This is a genomic window from Priestia sp. YIM B13491, assembly GCF_042787605.1.
Classification (GTDB): domain Bacteria; phylum Bacillota; class Bacilli; order Bacillales; family Bacillaceae_H; genus Priestia; species Priestia megaterium_E.
The window spans coordinates 505,935-523,045 of the sequence record NZ_JBHZOR010000001.1 but is presented as its reverse complement, the minus strand read 5'-3'; the positions used below and the strand labels follow the sequence as shown (position 1 = coordinate 523,045).

Below are 17,111 nucleotides of genomic sequence, written 5' to 3'. Positions count from 1 at the left end.
ATTCGCGAAGAGATTATATAATGAGAAATTTTCGAACACTTTACAGGAGGTCTTGTTATGCCAAAATATACAATTGTTGATAAAGATACTTGCATCGCATGCGGCGCTTGCGGAGCAGCAGCACCAGACATTTATGATTATGATGATGAAGGTATTGCATTCGTAACATTAGATGATAACCAAGGTGTAGTAGAAATTCCAGAAGATCTAGAAGATGATATGATGGATGCAATGGAAGGCTGCCCTACGGATTCAATTCGCGTAGCGGATGAAAAATTCGAAGGCGATGCTAATAAATTCGAATAAGTGTGGAGCAAACCTGTAGTGTACATGCTGCAGGTTTTTTTATATATAAAAATCGCTCTCCCCGGGAGAGCGATTGAATTAAACAGCAATGCGACGCGTGATCCATTGCTTCATTTTTGAAAACAATAAGACAAAGATAACCCCTGTTGCTGCTCCTTTTATTAAGTTAAACGGCAAAATACCTGCAACGATATATTGACGTGCTTGTTCACTAGACATTTCTGGCGATTGTAAGAAGATTGTATACGCTGGTAAGAAGACATAATAATTTAAGACAGCCATGAGTACCGTCATTACCACCGTACCCGTAACCAAACCTATCGTTACGCCTTTAGCCGTTTTAAATCGGTTGAACATGTATGATACAGGAAGAACGAACAGTAAACCAGCCACAAAGTTCGCCGCTTGACCAACTGGAACCCCTGTAGCACTTCCTTGAATTAAATAATTCAATAAATTTTTTATTCCTTCTACTATAACAGCAGCCATCGGTCCAAATACAAGTGCTGCTACGAGTGCAGGAATTTCGCTAAAATCAATTGTTAAAAACGGAGGTAATCCAGGAATTGGAAAATTAATCATCATTAAAATATAAGCAATACTACTTAACATTCCTAGTACAACCAGCTTTTGAGTTTTCTTACTTTGTTGCATCTTGCCTCTCTCCTTCTTTGTGATCCACTCTTCAAAGAAGAAAGGTTCAACTTTATATCCCCACGCAAAAACCTCCCAACAAATGATTCGTTGAGAGGAGACATGGCAGGCATATTTAATAAACGTTCATCACATTAGGTTTTGAACGCTGAACCTCCACCTTCTCCCATCCAGACTGTACTGTCGGCTTTGGAATTTCACCAAATCTGCTCGTATGTATTACATATAAGCTCGCGGGCTCAAAACAATTTGTTTTTTACCGCCGGTCGGGAATTTCACCCTGCCCCGAAGATAGACCAATATTTAATTATGAATTTATTATATGTTATCTCGAATTAAAAGTAAATAAAGAAGTTCTTTAATTCCTATTAAATTGATGTATTTTATAAACTTCATTACTGTTTTTATATGAAAAATAAGGAAATAAGTGCATAACCAACAGCATTATGACATATTTATAGTTTCAATTTTACGTTTATAATAGTGTATTTGATAACTAATCGTAAAGTTTGAAAAATATAATTGACAGAATTTTTTTAACATGGTAAATTATCAAATATTTGATGATAGTAAAATCCAAGGGAGATGTTCACGTCATGTATAATGTATTAGTAGCTGATTCAATTAGCAATGAAGGTCTTGCTCCACTGCTTGAAGCTCCTCATGTGAATCTTACGCGAAAAAAAGTTGAAGAAGTTGAGAATGATTTGCATACGTACGATGCGCTTTTAGTACGGAGTGCTACGACGGTTACAGAGGATTTGCTGGCAAAAATGCCGAATTTAAAAATTGTTGCCCGGGCTGGAGTAGGTGTCGATAATATTGATATTGAAGCCTCAACCAAACGAGGGGTTGTCGTTATTAATGCGCCGAACGGAAATACCATTTCAACGGCGGAACATACATTTGCTATGATGGCTAGCTTGTTTCGGCATATTCCCCAAGGTAATGCTTCAGTTAAAGCGCGCGAATGGAACCGCTCAGCATTTGTTGGAACAGAGCTTAATCGCAAACACCTGGGCATTATCGGATTTGGACGAATTGGCTCAGAGCTTGCCAAACGCGCAAAAGCCTTCAATATGAGCGTTCACGTTTACGATCCTTTTTTAACATCTTCCCGAGCTGAAAAGCTAGGCGTAGAACTATTATCCCTGGATGAATTACTAGCAGCAGCGGATGTTATTACCGTGCACACTCCGCTTACGAGAGAAACAAAGGGATTGCTCAATCATGACACATTAGCCAAAACAAAGAAGGGCGTGTTTTTATTAAACTGCGCACGCGGCGGGATCATTGATGAAAAAGCCTTAGTTCATTATTTAGAAATTGGCCATGTTCAAGGTGCAGCTATTGACGTATTTGAAGTTGAGCCGCCGATTGATAACCCTTTGTTACATTTTGATCAAGTTATTACAACTCCCCATTTAGGAGCTTCTACAAAAGAAGCCCAGCTTAACGTTGCTGAAGACGTGGCACATGACGTTTTGCGTTTTCTAGAAGGTAATCCTGTAAGCTCATCCATTAATTTACCGACGCTTTCTAAAGAAGTTTTTGAAAAAATTCAGCCGTTTACGAGCCTTACTAAACAAATGGGAGCTATTTTATCTCAATGCATGCGAGAACCTGTTCAGCATATCTCTATCTCCTACGGAGGTACAGTGACGGATTTGGAAACCACTTATATTACACGGAGCTTATTATCAGGCTTTTTAACTCATCGTATCGACTCACCTGTTAACGAAGTCAATGCTTCTATGATTGCCAAAGAACGAGGAATTACATTTGGTGAAAAAACATCGGAAGATACGCAAGGATATTCCAATATGATTGACGTTACCGTAACAGGCGAACAGCGTACATTTACCATTACGGGCACCTATATAGCCGGCTATGGACCTCGAATTGTTAATATTGATTCGTTTGATATTGATTTTTATCCGGAAGGACATCTTCTTTATATCCGTCACAGTGATCAGCCCGGAGTTATTGGAAATGTAGGGAAAGTACTTGGAGATTTACGTATTAACATTGCTACCATGCAAGTGGGCCGTAAGCAAAAAGGCGGAGAAGCCATTATGATGCTTACGTTTGATAAACTTTTAGATGATTCTGTCATTGCTTCGTTAAAACAAACAAGCGAAATTGTGACCATACAGCGTATTGAATTGTGACATTGAGAAAAAAGAGCCTGAGCGGCTCTTTTTTTATGGACTTATTTTTAATACTTGTCCTGCATTTAACATCGTATTTTCTAAATGATTCCACTTTTTTAGCTGATCCATATCTACTTCATATTTGACTGCGAGCTCAGATAATGTATCTCCTTGATGGATAAGAATACAGTTATCAGAAGTCTGATGTAACTGCTGAAAAACCGTGGCAGCTAAATCGCTTTTTACGTATGCCAATAGTTTTTGATTGTCCAATTTGGCAAGTGGGTTTACTGCATTGGTTTTATCCGGATTCCAACTTCCTTGATGAACTTCAAAATGCAAATGTGCACCTGAAGATCGCCCTGTATTGCCAACTCGTCCAATGTTTTGACCTGCGGCTACACGATTTCCTTCTGTAACAAAACGTTCCTCTAGATGAGCATAGACCGTTTCGTATCCATTTGTTTGTTTGATAAAAACAACCTGTCCGTATGTATTTGAATAATAAGAGCGGCTCACCACTCCTTTTGCAACAGCATACACCTGTGTACCAACAGGTGCTGCTATATCAATTCCAAAGTGTTTGGCGTGACGTGAACCAAATATATCAGTTAAGACTCCTTCAACCGGCCACTCCCACTGCTTCTCTTCTGCTTTTACCATTTGCCCGCCCAAAAATAAAAGACCTATACACAATCCCATTACTAATACAACCAATATTCTTCTTAACACGTCAATCATGAAGAAAGAACCTCCTATGTAGATCATTGCACACAAAACATACTATATGCCAATTCCTTCTCTTTTAGACTTGTTTATAGAAAAAATAAAGAGATGTGATTCAGTGGAGAATCACATCTCTTTGTTATTCTTATTATTTCAGCCGAACAAACTGTTATTTAGCATGTTTTTACTTTGGCAATTTGATAAAGAAAGTTGTTCCTTCATTTAATTCACTTTCAACCGCAATGATCCCTTGATGTGCCTCCACGATATTTTTGGCGATTGCAAGCCCAAGACCAGTTCCTGACTTCCCTCTCGTTCTGGCTTTATCCGCTTTATAAAATCGTTCAAATACAAATGGAAGATCTTCTTTCGGAATGCCTGCTCCTGTATCTTGAACAGAAAGATGGATTTCGGATTGACTTTTATCAAGATGCAGCTTTACTTCTCCGTAGTCATCCGTATGACGAATAGCATTATCAATTAAGTTTGTCAGCACTTGTTCCATACGGTCTGAATCAATCATCGCTTCAAATTCATCTTCTATTTTTCCATTAAGAGACAGTTTAATATGTTTTTCCTTAGCTAACCCTTGAAACTTACGCAAAACACGTTCTGTAAATTCAACCATTGCTACAGATTCTAAGTGAAGCTGCACATGTCCCGCTTCCATTCGCGCCAAATCTAAAAGTTCATTTACAAGCCGGCCCATACGGAGTGATTCATCATAAATCACCTGTGCAATTTCTTTCTTTTCTTCATCCGTACTTGCAATGTCGTCAATAATAGCTTCACTATAACCTTGAAGCATAGAAATAGGTGTACGCAATTCATGAGACACGTTTGCAATAAAATCTTTTCTCGATTTATCAAGTTTACGCTCTTCAGACATATCCCGTAGTACGGCTACAGCACCGCGAATTTTCGTTTGATTATAGAGCGGTGACATTAAAATGACCCACGTTTTCCCTTGAATTTTCAATTCTGCACTTCGCTCCGTTTCAGTCTCTACTACCGTTTGAAACAAATGGACAACGTTTGCTGGAAGCTCAGGCACCTGCTGATTGTTGACATCCTGCTCGTAATACCAAGTCTGAAGAAAATGCTCCGCTGGGGGATTGGTAATTAAAATCGATCCGTCTCTACTAAACGTAATAACACCGTCTGCCATACTGCTTAAAATACTTGAAAGCTGCTCTTTTTCCTGATTAAGCGCATTGAGGTTAAACTTTAACTGCCTGCCCATTTGATTAAAAGCAATCGCTAACTCTCCAATTTCATCGTGAGTTAAAATAGGTACTTTTGTATCAAAGTTGCCTTTTGTTACTTCAAATGCCGCCTGCCTCATTTTTCTAAGAGGCGCTGTAATTCGAGTGGATAAGAAAAAAGCAAAGATAGTAGTTAAAATAATAGCAATACCTGCAGCCAATAAAATGAACTTAGTCGTATATTGAGCGGGTTCTTCAATTTCAGAAAGAGATTGATACAAATAAACGCCGCCTGTCGGTTTGTTATCTTTCATTAAAGGTACACCGACAACAAACATTAAAGGTTCATCACTCGTGTCTTTCTTTGTGGTCATGTACATTTTTTCCCGTATTACTTTACCTTTTTCAACCACTTGATTTAGCTGATCGTTTTGTTTAACAATGGCCGAAATAGCTTTCTTATTTTCTTTATCAGGATGTGTGGAATGCCAATAAAAATCTTTGTCTTGAACAATAACTACACTTGCTTGGTCTGCAAGTTCACGAGCAATGGATAGTCCTAGTTTTTCATCGTCCGTTTCCTGCACAATGGTAGAGATTTTAGCAGCCGTTTTAGTTAAACGGTTTTCTGCATCTACAACATGATAATTTTCAAAAAACTGAAGCAATAAAATAGTCAAAATAAATAAAACAAGCGTGACGAGCAATAGGATAGTAAACCATAGTTTACCAACTACACTTCTCCAAAACATCAGTTATTTTCAACCTCAAATTTATACCCTACTCCCCATACGGTTACAATCATTTTCGCCGCTTGTGACGATACACGATTTAACTTTTCACGCAAACGCTTGACGTGCGTATCTACCGTACGAAGATCTCCAAAGAAATCATAATGCCATACTTCACGCAGCAGCTGCTCTCTGTCATATACTTTATCTGGCGTTTTTGCAAGGTAGCATAATAATTCATATTCTTTTGGAGTTAAGTTAACTTCTTTTCCGTCTGCTGTAACGCGATGTGCATCATTATCAATCGTTAAGTGATCAAAGACAATAAGATTTTTCACGCTCGTTTCTGGCTGAATAAACGTTGCTTGAGAAGAACGTCGAAGCAGTGCTTTTACGCGAAGAACCACTTCTCTTGGGCTAAATGGCTTAACGATATAATCATCTGTACCTACTTCAAATCCTTGGACTCTGTTTACTTCTTCCCCTTTAGCTGTAAGCATGATAATAGGAGTTGCTTTTTTCTCCCGAATTTGTTTACAAACCTCAATACCATCTATGCCGGGCATCATTAAATCTAATACAATCAAATCATAATCTATGTGTAACGCTTTTTCGATTGCTTCATGCCCATCGGCTGCTTCTTCAATGATGTATCCTTCTTTTTCTAAGTACATTTTTAACAATCGTCTAATGCGATCTTCATCGTCTACTAGCAGTAATCTTTGTTCGTTTTGCATGTATTTTCAACCTCCTAGTCTTAGTGTACAAAAAAAAACCGGCGAGTTCTACTTATGATACCCAAACAATGTGACAATTCGTGAACACCTTTACGAAAAACAGCTTTTTTTACCAAAAAGAGGCTGAGACGCAACGAAATCCATGCAATCTACAGCTGAATAAATAAAATAAAGAAGCTAGTAGGGATCGCTTGTTTCAAGGCTATAAGCACCTACATACACGAACCTTGCGTTCACCATCTCAATGAAAAAATCCGAACGAATGAGATTCTCCATCAAGAATCTCATTCGTTCGGATCTTCCTTCAACTAAAATATCTTCGTTTCAGGCTCTATTCTATTATTAAAGGTTACGCATATGAATGTAAACCTGCAATAATTAGGTTCACAGCCACTAAGTTGAACATAATGATGGCAAACCCGCCAACTGCCAGCCAAGCTGATTTTTCACCGTGCCACCCTTTAGATAGCCGAAGATGAAGAAAAGCAGCGTAAAATAAAAAGGTGATCAGCGCCCACACCTCTTTAGGGTCCCACCCCCAAAAGCGCGTCCAGGCCATCTGAGCCCAAATCATAGCAAAAATAAGTGCTCCTAGTGTAAAAATAGGAAATCCAATCGCCACTGCTCTGTAGCTTACTTCATCAAGCAAGTCGCTGTTTACCTGCTTCACAAGCGGTTGCAGCGCGGCTCCAATTCGCTTCCGTAAAATAAGACGAATCAGCCAATATAATACAAAGCCACCGCCTAACGACCAAATAACCGTATTTAATTTTTTAGCATTGATAATAGCGGGCATATCAATAAGTGGCTGTATATCGTTCCCATCTGTCCACTCACTTTGATGCGGTCCCACTAGCGGAACCATATGATATACGACTTGCTCTTGTTCTCCACTTTTATTAACCCAATTAAATGATGACTCGTAGTGAGCCGCATTAAAAGCCAGCGTCACCGCTACAAACCCAAGCGTACTAATAAGCGTATACAGGATGAATTCCAGCCAAAATGCTTTTTTATTTCGCTTGGATTGGTCAATCGTTTTGATTAAATAAATCAATCCTGCAACAAAGCTAATGGAAAGCACGGCTTCACCGGTAGCTGCGGTTGTAACGTGGATATGCAGCCAATTCGTTTGGAGAGCCGGTATCAGCGGCGTAATTTCAGTTGGAAACATGCTTGCATAGGCAATGATTAAAAGAGCCACCGGCAATGCAAAAAGTCCAAGCATGCTAAGACGATAAATAAAGTAAATAACAATAAATGCGCCAACAAGCATCATGCCAAAAAACGTCGTAAATTCAAATAAATTACTAACAGGAGCGTGGCCTGATGCAATCCACCTTGTAATAAAGTAGCCAATCTGTGCAATAAAGCCGATGATGGTAACCGCAATTCCAAACGTTGCCCACTTTGTTTTCTTTTGAGCTGCTCGCTTATCTCGAATAGCTCCTCCGAAAAAAAAGGTTGCAACTAAATAAGCAATAAACGCCACATACAGTAAATTACTACTTATACTCGCGTAATCCATGCTTTTTCCTCCTATTTTGTTTCTTTATCATTTTGGTCCTTCAGCTGTGTAAGAGATGTTGATTCTAATAAACCATTTAGTTCTTTTTTAAGCCCATACCAGTTTTTATTTGTATGTGCGGCCAACCATATCTCATTATTGACTTTTTGAATCCACATGCGGCGATGATTCCAATACATCCCTTGAATTACACCAATCATAAAGATGGCTCCGCCAATTCCTAAAAACCAAAGCGTATAGTCTCTGCGAACGGTTAACCCTGTTACATTTTTCGTTTCCACACCAGCAAAGGTCATTTTATAATCGTTATTTCCTAGCGGCTCCAAGTTCTCTCTAATTCCAACAAAAGCAACTTCCCCTTTTTTATGCTGAGGCGTAATCATTTTAAATACAAAAGCAGGATTGTTAGGCACTCTGGTCTTTGTATTTGGATTTCCTTCATCATCAAAGAAAAAGTCTGGAAAGTAGCTCATGAGCTTGACTTTATATCCGTTTTTTAAATCATATGTTTCTTTTGGATTATGTAAATCTACTGTAAGTGAACCAACGTTTCTATTTGCATTTTTATCTGTTAAATGGAAAGACATAGAGCTAAATTCATTTAACTTAAAATCCACTTGGTACATGGCATATCCTTCAAACTTAAGCGGCTGATTCACACGAATCTCTGAATCTTTTATTTTCTTTAACTTTGGATCTGCTCCCGGTATAAGCTTTCCTTCGCGCTTATACAAACTAACATCCGCTTCATATTTTTTGGCTACTTTATTATTCCCTGCACGATCGATTGCTTCTTGAAACACGGCGCTTTCGCTATCTTTATCATACGTTTCAACAGTAAAACGATGGTTTTTCAAAAAATACTCTCCGTTCGTCCCAGGAATAACTTTTGTTTCACCTTCACGGATCCAAAGAACTTCATCTATATACATACCTGGTACAAATCTAAGCATAGCACCTAGTAAAAAGATAATGAGACCGATATGATTAACGTATGGACCCCATCTTGAGAAGCGTCCTTTTTCAGCCAGCAGATTGCCGTTTTCTTCACGAATAGAGTATCTTCTTTTTTTGAGCATGCTTTTTACATGTTCATAATCTTGATCCGTCCACGATGATGAAATGCTGTATAAACGCTGTCTTTTTAAGAAGTTTGGATGTTTTGTTACACTCTGCTTTTTTAGAGCTCGGTACAAAGGCACTACTCGATCTAAACTGCAAATGACTAACGACATTCCTAAAGCAGCAATTAAAAGCAAGTACCACCATGATTCATATAAATGATGAAAACCTAACTTATAATAAAGCTCTCCTGTCCATCCATATTCCTTTTGATAATACTCATCGGCTGTCACATTAGGTGGTATGTAAGCTTCTTGAGGATAAATGGTTCCGACTGCAGACGCAACAAGCGTCACAATAATGATCCAAATACCTACTTTTACAGAAGAGAAAAAATTCCATATTTTATCGATAACTGTTTTATTGTACGTTTGCGATCGCCTTGCGCTTCCTTCATAACGCATATCTACTAATTTTTCAGTTGTTTCTTCTGCAATTGGTTTACCACAGGCTTCACACAAAATCGTACCATGCGGGTTAACGTGTCCACACTCACATTTCACGTGTTTCATTGTCAACACTCCCTATGGTTTAATTTCTTCCATATATTCTTTTATTTTAGATTCTTTCAACCCGCCAATAAAGCTGTCTACAATCTTTCCGTTTTTATCAATTAAAAATGTAGTCGGAAGAGGATCTATCCCGTACGCACCCAAAACTTGTGAATCTTTATCCATCAAAATTGGAAACGATAGCCCGTAGTGTTTAGCAAACTGCTCTACCGCTATATTCGTTTCTGCAACGTTAACAGCTAAAATTTCAACGCCTTGCTTTTTATATGCTGCATACTGTTTTTCCATCGCCGGCATCTCTTGTTTACAGGGCTTGCACCACGTTCCCCAAAAATTCAAAAAAACTCCTTTGCCTTTGTAATCTGATAGCTGATGAGTTTCTCCATTAACATCTCTTAATATAAAGTCAGGTGCCTCATCTCCTACCGATACCTTTTGTTTATCAGCAAAAAATTGAGCATAAAGGGTATATCCAACCGCGCACAGTAAAACTGCTAATATCACTGTTCGAATAATCAAGCGCTTTTTTTTCATGGCACGAACTCCTTTTAACCGCTTTCAATACGCTTTTTTTCTACCATTATATCATTTTTTTGGTAGTGGCTTTCCGATAATATTTCGACGTTTCTGTGAAGTCTTCCTCTCATTCTACAAGTTCGACATTTTTTCAAAAAACCTTGCTTGTTTTTCTAATTCACGACATTTTTCATAAAAAAAAACAGGTAAGTGAAAATTACTTACCTGTTTGAGACATTGAATATAATTGTTTGACTTCATGCGCTGTAAGCTCACGAGCTTCTCCTGCATTTAATCCGCGTAAATCTAAAGGTCCGTAGCGCTCACGTTTTAATTTTAAGACAGAATGTCCGATTGCATCGAACATACGACGTACTTGACGATTTTTCCCTTCGTGAATCGTCAATTCCACAATTGCCGTCTGCTTGCTTTTATCAATAGAAAGAACTTTCGCACGAGCTGGTGCTGTTTTTCCGTCCTCAAGCATCACACCGCGCTGCAGCTGTCTGATTTTTTCACGACTTGGAATTCCTTTAATTTTAGCCACATACACTTTGTCCACTTCAAATTTAGGGTGCATTAGCTGATTGGCAAATTCACCGTCGTTTGTTAAAAGAAGTAAACCCGACGTATCATAGTCCAGACGTCCAATCGGATAAATTCTTTCTTCTACATGTGGAAAGAAGTCAACGACTGTTTTTCTTCCCTTGTCGTCGTTAGCAGCTGAAATGACGCCTCTTGGTTTGTATAACATAAAATAAACGGGCGCTTCGCTTTCTACCGGCACTTCGTCTACTTCAATTTTATCGTTAGGACCTACTTTCGTGCCCAATTCTCTTACAACTTTTCCATTTACTTTCACTCGGCCTTGGCCGATTAATTCTTCAGCTTTACGTCTTGATGCTACACCTGCGTGAGCAATCACTTTTTGTAATCGTTCCATTAACACTTCACCTCTTGTAACATCTTACTTGTTTACGAAGTAATACACAAGTCTATTTGCCACTCAGAGGTAGAATTTTCGATTTCTTACCGACCAAACACAAGGATTACAATGACAACTGAGGCAATAATCCCTACCAAATCTGCCAGTAAACCAACCTTCAGCGCATCCCCCATTTTTTTAATGCCAACCGCTCCGAAATAAACCGTTAAAATATAAAATGTGGTATCTGTACTTCCCTGCATGGTCGATGCCAAACGACCGATAAAAGAATCAGGTCCGTATGTAGAAATTAGATCCGTCGTGATACCAAGAGCAGCCGTTCCAGATATCGGTTTGATAAGAGCTAAAGGTACAATTTCAGCCGGAACGCCGACTGCTTGCAGCATAGGTTTTAAAACAGATAAGAAAAAATCAAGCGCTCCTGAAGCTCGAAAAATAGAGATGCTCACTAACATGCCGACTAAGTAAGGAATGATGGAAAAAGCAATTTGTAATCCGTCTTTCCCTCCCTCTACAAACTTTTCATACGTAGGAATTTTTTTATAGGTTCCATAAAGTAAAATACATCCTACAATAAGAGGAATAAACATCAATGATACTTGATTAAGCATAGTCATTTTCGTTTTCCTCCTTTTCGTGTACGTCGATAATAAAAGAAGCGATCAATGATGATAGCTCCTATCGTAGCTACAACAGTTGCTAAAAGCGTGGTACCGACAATTTCAGTAGGATTAGCCGAGTTATACGTAATCCGAATGGCAATAACCGTGGTTGGTATAAGTGTTAAACTGGTTGTGTTAAGTGCTAAAAGTGTGATCATAGAGCGGCTTGCTTCGTCTCTATCGCCGTTTAGCTTTTTAAGCTGCTCCATCGCTTTAATGCCAAGAGGAGTTGCCGCATTCCCGAGCCCAAACATATTGGCCATCATATTGGACAATATGTACCCTAAGGCCGGATGATCTTTTGGAACATCAGGGAAAAGTCTTGTAATGATGGGTCGAAACAGTTTCGCTAACTTGTCGAGAAGCCCTGCACTTTGAGCAATATTCATCATCCCTAACCAAAAGACCAGCACGCTGATTAACCCAATGCTGATGGTCACTGCTTCGCCTGCTCCTTGAAAAATTGCTTTGTTTACATCACCAATTTTTCCATTTATAATCGCAAAAACAATTCCGATAATGGTCAGCAGCATCCAAATAACATTAACCATCTGTTTTGGCTCCAGACTGAATAAACATTAATCGCTTCACTTTATCAAAAAAACCTTTTTGCTGCTCGGACTGCTTTTCGAAATAAATTGGAACACTGTCAATCGTCTCTCCACTTCTATAAATATCGAGCTTTCCTACCACATTTGGAACTTCCCCTGTTTCTTTCCACTGCTTTTTAGGCTGAATTAACGTTGTTTTTACTTCTACAGAGCTTTGCTCTTTCTTTGTGAGCGGATAGACGACATTTCGTTTAACATACAGCTGATCTTTATAAAAAGAATCCTTTATATCTGCCAACTCGCCTTTTGCAGCTAAACTGGTCATATCATATTTATCAAATGCATTTTCATACATGGAAATGTGATCGTTCCAATCATCTGGGGCATTGATCGTTACGGCGATTAAATCCATTCCATCTTTTGTAGCAGTTGTCACAAGCGTTCGTTTTGCTAATTTTGTATACCCTGTTTTTCCGCCAGTACAGTATGCATATAGTGTTGTCAGCAGTTTATTTTTGTTTTTCCACACTCGATCCCATTTCTCTTCAGGATGCTTCATTCGATAGACTTTTGTTCCTGAAATCTCTTTGAAAATTTTATTATTCATTGCATAGCGCATGAGCAGAGCCATATCGTGCGCGGTTGAGCGATGATTTTCATGATCGTCTAACCCATGCGGATTTTGAAATGTTGTATTTGTCATGCCAATTTCTTCTGCTTTTTTATTCATCAAATAAACAAATCCATCTTCGCTTCCTCCAACGGCTTCTGCGATAGCTACAGCAGCATCATTACCTGAACGAAGCATCAGGCCATATACTAAATCTTTTAATTTTATTTTTTCACCTTCAACTAAATACACAGAAGAACCTTCAACACCAACTGCGCTGTGGCTAACGGTAACTGTTTTATTTATTTTGCCAGATTCAATCGCCAGTATTGCTGTCATAATTTTTGTAATGCTAGCAATTCGGCTAACTTGATCTGCATTTTTAGCATATAATACTCTCCCTGATTTCTGTTCCATCAAAATAGCACTATGAGCACTTACGCTCCCCGCTGCAGATGATGTGGAAGGCCAACCGCTGAGACATAGCAATACAATAAATAGATAGATGATACTTTTTTTGCTTCTTTTCATGTCATCCCCGTCCCTCTACCTGTTTGTACAAGTTTATGCTCGTCTTTTTTGGTTATGAATGAAAAGATTTGTCCATACAAAAAAGAACATAGAAAAAACTCTATGTTCTTTTACATTTTCACTTCATTTCTTGAAACGATTGGAAAAACAAATCTGCTTCTTGATCGGTTCCTTCTTGTAATAAATCTTCTGGAAGCGGCGGCAGCTCTTCGATACTTTTAAGACCAAAATAGCCTAAAAATTCTTTTGTCGTTCCGTATAAGATGGCCCGACCTGCGCCTTCCGCTCGTCCCACTTCTTTTAATAAAACCTTTCCAATTAAAGTTTGAAGAGGTCTTTCCGTTTTCACTCCGCGAATCTCTTCGATTTCAGCTCTTGTAATTGGCTGCTTATACGCTACAATTGCTAACGTTTCAAGCGCTGCTTGTGATAACGATTGATTAGCGGGAGCTTCTACGAGCTTCTCAATATATGGTGCATACTCTTTTTTTGTAACAAGCTGATAGGCCCCTCCTATTTCAACAAGTGTAACTCCTCTGAACTTACACTCTTGCTCTAAGCTCTCCAGAGCACCTTGAATGTCTTCATGAGGCTTTTCTATAATCTCAGCTAACCGGCTAATGGATAGACCTTCATCACCAGAAACAAAAAGTAAGCTCTCAATAATAGCCTGTAGATTATTCGTTGTCATTCCTCTTCATTCCTTTCTCGATACGATACATAAAGCTCGTCTAGATTGTGCTGCTGTTCCACAACGATTTCATTTTCTTTCATTAATTCCAGCACAGCTAAAAACGTTACAACAATATGATCACGCTCTTGATAAGGAAACAGCTGATAAAAACTTTTTTTCCCTTTAAAGGCTTTTAATTCATTCACAATTTCACTCATGCGCTTATCAATTGGAATGTCTTGCCTTGCTATTTTTGTCTGCATAGGCTTTTTATTTTGCTTTCGTTTCATCAACTTTTGAAAAGCACTTAGCATATCATACAGTGATATATCCAATCCTTCATCCTGAGGCTGCGTACGTTCTTCTGCATTTATTTGCACATTACTTGGAGGTTTTGTATACACATGACTTTGGTCTTCTTCCAGCTTTTGAAGCTCTACAGCCGCTTCTTTAAACTTTCGATATTCAATTAAGCGCTGCATCAATTCTTCACGCGGATCTTCTTCATCGACCATTTCAATTTCATCCATATCTTCTTCATACGTAGGCAGAAGCATTTTACTTTTAATTTGAAGCAAAGTTGCTGCCATGACTAGATATTCACTGGCAACGTCTAGCTGAAGCTCATTCATTGTATGTATAAACATCATATATTGCTCAGTAATTGTCGCTACTGGGATATCGTAAATATCAATTTCAAATCGGTTAATCAAATGCAGAAGAAGATCTAAAGGTCCTTCAAACGCATCTACTTTTACACTATACTCCACTTTTATCTCACCAACACTTTTCAATTGCTTATCATTTCTGCTGCTTTATATAACGTTACTATCATTAGTATAGAGGATTATAGACACATGTCCAATACAAATTAACGTAAAAATAGGTCATTTGCCCATACAAAAAGTTTAAACATACATATGATGTCAAGGTAATAAGATTTTGAAATGGCTGAAGGAGGAACTCGCATGGGTGAAAAATCTTGTGGATACGGTAGCGGTTTCGCTTTAATTGTTGTACTGTTTATTTTATTAATTATTGTTGGTTGTTCTTGCTTACGCTTCTAACCACACATATTGAATAAAAACAAACGTGTTCGCCATACCTTGAGCACGTTTGTCTCTTTAAAGGCACCGCGCTGATGAATAGCTAATTTTTGTGATACACTACATATAGAGTCTTACCAGGAGGGAACAAGATTGTATTCACAAGCCTATATTGATTATTTAGTTCATTTTCATGGCGACCGGGATTACTTTGAATGTCATGAACTGCTAGAAGAACACTGGAAAAAAGACGAAAGAGGACGCCGCAATATTATTTGGGTTGGCCTTATTCAAATTGCTGTTTCACTCTATCATCATCGACGCCAAAATTTCGCTGGAGCCAAAAGAACGATGCAAAAGGCGCTGGCAATTTTAACGAAGGAAGAAGAAAATATTGCACAGCTTGGACTTAATTATCCTTCACTGCTTAAACTTCTTCGCAAACAATTAGCTTTAACCGATACCTATCAGCCATATAAAAGTATTAACTTGCCCATTGAAGATCCAGCATTATTACGGGCTTGCAAACAAAGAAGCACTGATAAACAGCTTGTCTGGTTATCAGCTTCTAATCTGCAAAATGATGCGATTGTTCATCGTCACAGCACGCGAGATCGGTCAGATGTGATTGCGGAAAGACAAGCGAACTTATTGGCAAAACAAAACAACAGGTAGCTAGAAGCTACCTGTTGTTTTATGATGACTAAGATGTGAAAGAAGCTTTCACACCTCACCTAATCATGCTTTTTTTATTCATCCGCCTGACACTTTTCATAAAACGGAGCGATGATTTCACTCGGCTTAATTTGTGCAGTCGTATACATTTCTTTAAGAGCTTTAATCATTTTTTTGCCAATACCCTGTTGGCGGTGTGAAGGGTTTACACTGACGTGTTGAACCTCAATCAAACTTTTATCGAGCATGGAAATGCCAACAATCCCAATAATATCTTCTTCTTGCTTCCAAAGATACAGCTGCCAATGTTCGTTTTGCTCATATTCTTTCATCGTTTGTTGAAGTTTTTTTAAATCTTTTTCCGTAGGTACAAACGATAGAAGACCCATGGCAATTTTTTCATAGTTTCGTTTATAGCGAATAAGCATACGATTCTCCCTCGTCCTCAAACTTTCCTACAAATTAATGCGCTGCGTTTTTTACTGCTTTTATCATACAAAATTTATAAGTAAATAGCAATATTACACAAAAGCTTGTCCTATGTCATGCGTGTATGAGAAACCTAATCTATTACGCTTTTTGAGCTGTTGCGCGAAGAAAAAACGCCGTAACCCCCTGTAAAAGGTTGTTATGACGTTTTATCAGCTAATATCCATTTATAGCAATATGCTCTTATTCTTCCCAGACTTTTACTTCTTTCATTACGTCGCCATTTTTCATTTTTAACACTGTATCAAGTCCTTCTGTTACTTTCCCAAATACAGTGTGAACACCGTTCAAATGAGGCTGTGGCTCATGAACAAGAAAGAACTGACTGCCGCCTGTGTCTTTACCAGCATGTGCCATTGATAGAGAACCCGCTTCATGTTTGTGAGGGTTTCCTTCTGTTTCACATTTAATTGAGTAGCCAGGGCCGCCAGCACCTGTACCAGTTGGGTCTCCTCCTTGAGAAACAAATCCAGGGATAACGCGGTGGAACGTTACGCCGTTGTAGAATCCTTCATTAGCTAACTTTTCAAAGTTTTCTACTGTTCCTGGTGCTTCGTTCGGAAATAAATCGATTAGAATTTTTTCGCCATTTTCCATTAGAATACTTGCTTTTTTCATATAAATGACCTCCAATATATGTATTAGTACCGCTATAGGCTCTGTTTTCCCTATCAAAGCGGCAAAACGTAAAAGTTGTAAGTGCCACCTAGAGTAGAACACTTACATTTATAAACTCAC

19 protein-coding genes and 1 riboswitch are annotated in these 17,111 nt (G+C 38.5%); of the genes, 4 read left to right on the top strand and 15 right to left on the bottom strand.

Annotated elements, in window-relative coordinates; translation table 11 throughout:
* The first annotated feature begins 57 nt into the window (after positions 1 to 57).
* Positions 58 to 306: a ferredoxin gene (locus ACFX4E_RS02695; RefSeq protein WP_013059046.1), complete on the top strand. Its 249-nt coding sequence runs from the start codon at positions 58 to 60 to the stop codon at positions 304 to 306.
* Positions 307 to 384: 78 nt separating this feature from the next.
* Here the strand turns inward: ACFX4E_RS02695 and ACFX4E_RS02690 are convergent, their stop codons facing one another.
* The gene (locus ACFX4E_RS02690) at positions 385 to 960 is read right to left on the bottom strand and encodes an ECF transporter S component (RefSeq protein ID WP_098331879.1); all 576 of its coding nucleotides are present in this window, start codon (positions 958 to 960) and stop codon (positions 385 to 387) included.
* Between the two features lie 154 nt (positions 961 to 1,114).
* Positions 1,115 to 1,257: riboswitch (FMN riboswitch) on the bottom strand.
* A gap of 299 nt (positions 1,258 to 1,556) precedes the next feature.
* Between ACFX4E_RS02690 and serA the strand changes: the two genes are divergently transcribed.
* Positions 1,557 to 3,131 carry a phosphoglycerate dehydrogenase gene (gene serA / locus ACFX4E_RS02685; protein WP_060747010.1) on the top strand — a complete coding sequence of 525 codons (1,575 nt, stop codon included), beginning with the start codon at positions 1,557 to 1,559 and terminating at the stop codon, positions 3,129 to 3,131.
* Between the two features lie 33 nt (positions 3,132 to 3,164).
* Here the strand turns inward: serA and ACFX4E_RS02680 are convergent, their stop codons facing one another.
* From ACFX4E_RS02680 to ACFX4E_RS02625, 12 genes are all read right to left on the bottom strand, one after another.
* Positions 3,165 to 3,854: a peptidoglycan DD-metalloendopeptidase family protein gene (locus ACFX4E_RS02680; RefSeq protein WP_060747009.1), complete on the bottom strand. Its 690-nt coding sequence runs from the start codon at positions 3,852 to 3,854 to the stop codon at positions 3,165 to 3,167.
* Between the two features lie 169 nt (positions 3,855 to 4,023).
* Positions 4,024 to 5,796: an ATP-binding protein gene (locus ACFX4E_RS02675; RefSeq protein WP_028410715.1), complete on the bottom strand. Its 1,773-nt coding sequence runs from the start codon at positions 5,794 to 5,796 to the stop codon at positions 4,024 to 4,026.
* Entirely contained in the window at positions 5,796 to 6,512 is a 717-nt protein-coding gene (locus tag ACFX4E_RS02670; RefSeq protein ID WP_013059051.1) for a response regulator transcription factor, read from the bottom strand. The genes ACFX4E_RS02675 and ACFX4E_RS02670 overlap by 1 nt, the downstream gene beginning before the upstream one ends.
* A gap of 349 nt (positions 6,513 to 6,861) precedes the next feature.
* Complete coding sequence (ccsB, locus tag ACFX4E_RS02665) at positions 6,862 to 8,040, bottom strand: c-type cytochrome biogenesis protein CcsB (RefSeq protein WP_028410714.1); 1,179 nt, start codon at positions 8,038 to 8,040, stop codon at positions 6,862 to 6,864.
* Positions 8,041 to 8,051: 11 nt separating this feature from the next.
* On the bottom strand, positions 8,052 to 9,674 hold the full coding sequence (gene resB / locus ACFX4E_RS02660) for a cytochrome c biogenesis protein ResB (protein ID WP_272766940.1): 1,623 nt from the start codon (positions 9,672 to 9,674) through the stop codon (positions 8,052 to 8,054).
* Between the two features lie 12 nt (positions 9,675 to 9,686).
* Positions 9,687 to 10,208, bottom strand: coding sequence for a thiol-disulfide oxidoreductase ResA (gene resA / locus ACFX4E_RS02655; protein WP_377258765.1), 522 nt, complete (start codon positions 10,206 to 10,208; stop codon positions 9,687 to 9,689).
* Positions 10,209 to 10,407: 199 nt separating this feature from the next.
* Complete coding sequence (locus tag ACFX4E_RS02650; protein ID WP_013059055.1) at positions 10,408 to 11,133, bottom strand: pseudouridine synthase; 726 nt, start codon at positions 11,131 to 11,133, stop codon at positions 10,408 to 10,410.
* 86 nt (positions 11,134 to 11,219) lie between these two features.
* Complete coding sequence (locus ACFX4E_RS02645; protein WP_013084923.1) at positions 11,220 to 11,753, bottom strand: spore maturation protein; 534 nt, start codon at positions 11,751 to 11,753, stop codon at positions 11,220 to 11,222.
* Positions 11,750 to 12,349, bottom strand: coding sequence for a nucleoside recognition domain-containing protein (locus ACFX4E_RS02640; RefSeq protein ID WP_043976337.1), 600 nt, complete (start codon positions 12,347 to 12,349; stop codon positions 11,750 to 11,752). Before ACFX4E_RS02640 ends, ACFX4E_RS02645 begins: the two co-directional genes overlap by 4 nt.
* Positions 12,342 to 13,490, bottom strand: coding sequence for a D-alanyl-D-alanine carboxypeptidase family protein (locus ACFX4E_RS02635; protein WP_377237911.1), 1,149 nt, complete (start codon positions 13,488 to 13,490; stop codon positions 12,342 to 12,344). Before ACFX4E_RS02635 ends, ACFX4E_RS02640 begins: the two co-directional genes overlap by 8 nt.
* Before the next feature lie 118 nt (positions 13,491 to 13,608).
* Positions 13,609 to 14,181 carry an SMC-Scp complex subunit ScpB gene (gene scpB / locus ACFX4E_RS02630; protein ID WP_013059059.1) on the bottom strand — a complete coding sequence of 191 codons (573 nt, stop codon included), beginning with the start codon at positions 14,179 to 14,181 and terminating at the stop codon, positions 13,609 to 13,611.
* On the bottom strand, positions 14,178 to 14,933 hold the full coding sequence (locus ACFX4E_RS02625) for a segregation/condensation protein A (protein WP_013059060.1): 756 nt from the start codon (positions 14,931 to 14,933) through the stop codon (positions 14,178 to 14,180). Before ACFX4E_RS02625 ends, scpB begins: the two co-directional genes overlap by 4 nt.
* A 198-nt stretch (positions 14,934 to 15,131) precedes the next feature.
* On the opposite strand from ACFX4E_RS02625, the gene ACFX4E_RS02620 reads away from it, so the two are divergent.
* Complete coding sequence (locus ACFX4E_RS02620) at positions 15,132 to 15,230, top strand: YjcZ family sporulation protein (protein ID WP_170836726.1); 99 nt, start codon at positions 15,132 to 15,134, stop codon at positions 15,228 to 15,230.
* A 132-nt stretch (positions 15,231 to 15,362) separates the two neighbouring features.
* Positions 15,363 to 15,884 (top strand): DUF309 domain-containing protein, encoded by a 522-nt coding sequence (locus tag ACFX4E_RS02615; RefSeq protein WP_028410710.1) that lies wholly within the window; start codon positions 15,363 to 15,365, stop codon positions 15,882 to 15,884.
* A 74-nt stretch (positions 15,885 to 15,958) separates the two neighbouring features.
* Here the strand turns inward: ACFX4E_RS02615 and ACFX4E_RS02610 are convergent, their stop codons facing one another.
* Both ACFX4E_RS02610 and ACFX4E_RS02605 read right to left on the bottom strand, forming a co-directional pair.
* Entirely contained in the window at positions 15,959 to 16,312 is a 354-nt protein-coding gene (locus tag ACFX4E_RS02610) for a GNAT family N-acetyltransferase (RefSeq protein WP_013059063.1), read from the bottom strand.
* A gap of 244 nt (positions 16,313 to 16,556) precedes the next feature.
* Positions 16,557 to 16,991, bottom strand: coding sequence for a peptidylprolyl isomerase (locus ACFX4E_RS02605; protein ID WP_013059064.1), 435 nt, complete (start codon positions 16,989 to 16,991; stop codon positions 16,557 to 16,559).
* Positions 16,992 to 17,111 lie beyond the last annotated feature (120 nt).

What these genes read in the sequence shown, in the direction of transcription:
- ACFX4E_RS02650 (WP_013059055.1), bottom strand. Translation starts at nt 11,133, where the DNA reads ATGGAACGATTACAAAAAGTGATTGCTCACGCAGGTGTAGCATCAAGA.
- ACFX4E_RS02605 (WP_013059064.1), bottom strand. Translation starts at nt 16,991, where the DNA reads ATGAAAAAAGCAAGTATTCTAATGGAAAATGGCGAAAAAATTCTAATC.
- ACFX4E_RS02610 (WP_013059063.1), bottom strand. Translation starts at nt 16,312, where the DNA reads ATGCTTATTCGCTATAAACGAAACTATGAAAAAATTGCCATGGGTCTT.
- ACFX4E_RS02670 (WP_013059051.1), bottom strand. Translation starts at nt 6,512, where the DNA reads ATGCAAAACGAACAAAGATTACTGCTAGTAGACGATGAAGATCGCATT.
- ACFX4E_RS02645 (WP_013084923.1), bottom strand. Translation starts at nt 11,753, where the DNA reads ATGACTATGCTTAATCAAGTATCATTGATGTTTATTCCTCTTATTGTA.
- ACFX4E_RS02695 (WP_013059046.1), top strand. Translation starts at nt 58, where the DNA reads ATGCCAAAATATACAATTGTTGATAAAGATACTTGCATCGCATGCGGC.
- resB (WP_272766940.1), bottom strand. Translation starts at nt 9,674, where the DNA reads ATGAAACACGTGAAATGTGAGTGTGGACACGTTAACCCGCATGGTACG.
- ACFX4E_RS02620 (WP_170836726.1), top strand. Translation starts at nt 15,132, where the DNA reads ATGGGTGAAAAATCTTGTGGATACGGTAGCGGTTTCGCTTTAATTGTT.
- ACFX4E_RS02675 (WP_028410715.1), bottom strand. Translation starts at nt 5,796, where the DNA reads ATGTTTTGGAGAAGTGTAGTTGGTAAACTATGGTTTACTATCCTATTG.
- ACFX4E_RS02680 (WP_060747009.1), bottom strand. Translation starts at nt 3,854, where the DNA reads ATGATTGACGTGTTAAGAAGAATATTGGTTGTATTAGTAATGGGATTG.
- ACFX4E_RS02635 (WP_377237911.1), bottom strand. Translation starts at nt 13,490, where the DNA reads ATGAAAAGAAGCAAAAAAAGTATCATCTATCTATTTATTGTATTGCTA.
- ACFX4E_RS02690 (WP_098331879.1), bottom strand. Translation starts at nt 960, where the DNA reads ATGCAACAAAGTAAGAAAACTCAAAAGCTGGTTGTACTAGGAATGTTA.
- resA (WP_377258765.1), bottom strand. Translation starts at nt 10,208, where the DNA reads ATGAAAAAAAAGCGCTTGATTATTCGAACAGTGATATTAGCAGTTTTA.
- serA (WP_060747010.1), top strand. Translation starts at nt 1,557, where the DNA reads ATGTATAATGTATTAGTAGCTGATTCAATTAGCAATGAAGGTCTTGCT.
- ACFX4E_RS02640 (WP_043976337.1), bottom strand. Translation starts at nt 12,349, where the DNA reads ATGGTTAATGTTATTTGGATGCTGCTGACCATTATCGGAATTGTTTTT.
- ccsB (WP_028410714.1), bottom strand. Translation starts at nt 8,040, where the DNA reads ATGGATTACGCGAGTATAAGTAGTAATTTACTGTATGTGGCGTTTATT.
- scpB (WP_013059059.1), bottom strand. Translation starts at nt 14,181, where the DNA reads ATGACAACGAATAATCTACAGGCTATTATTGAGAGCTTACTTTTTGTT.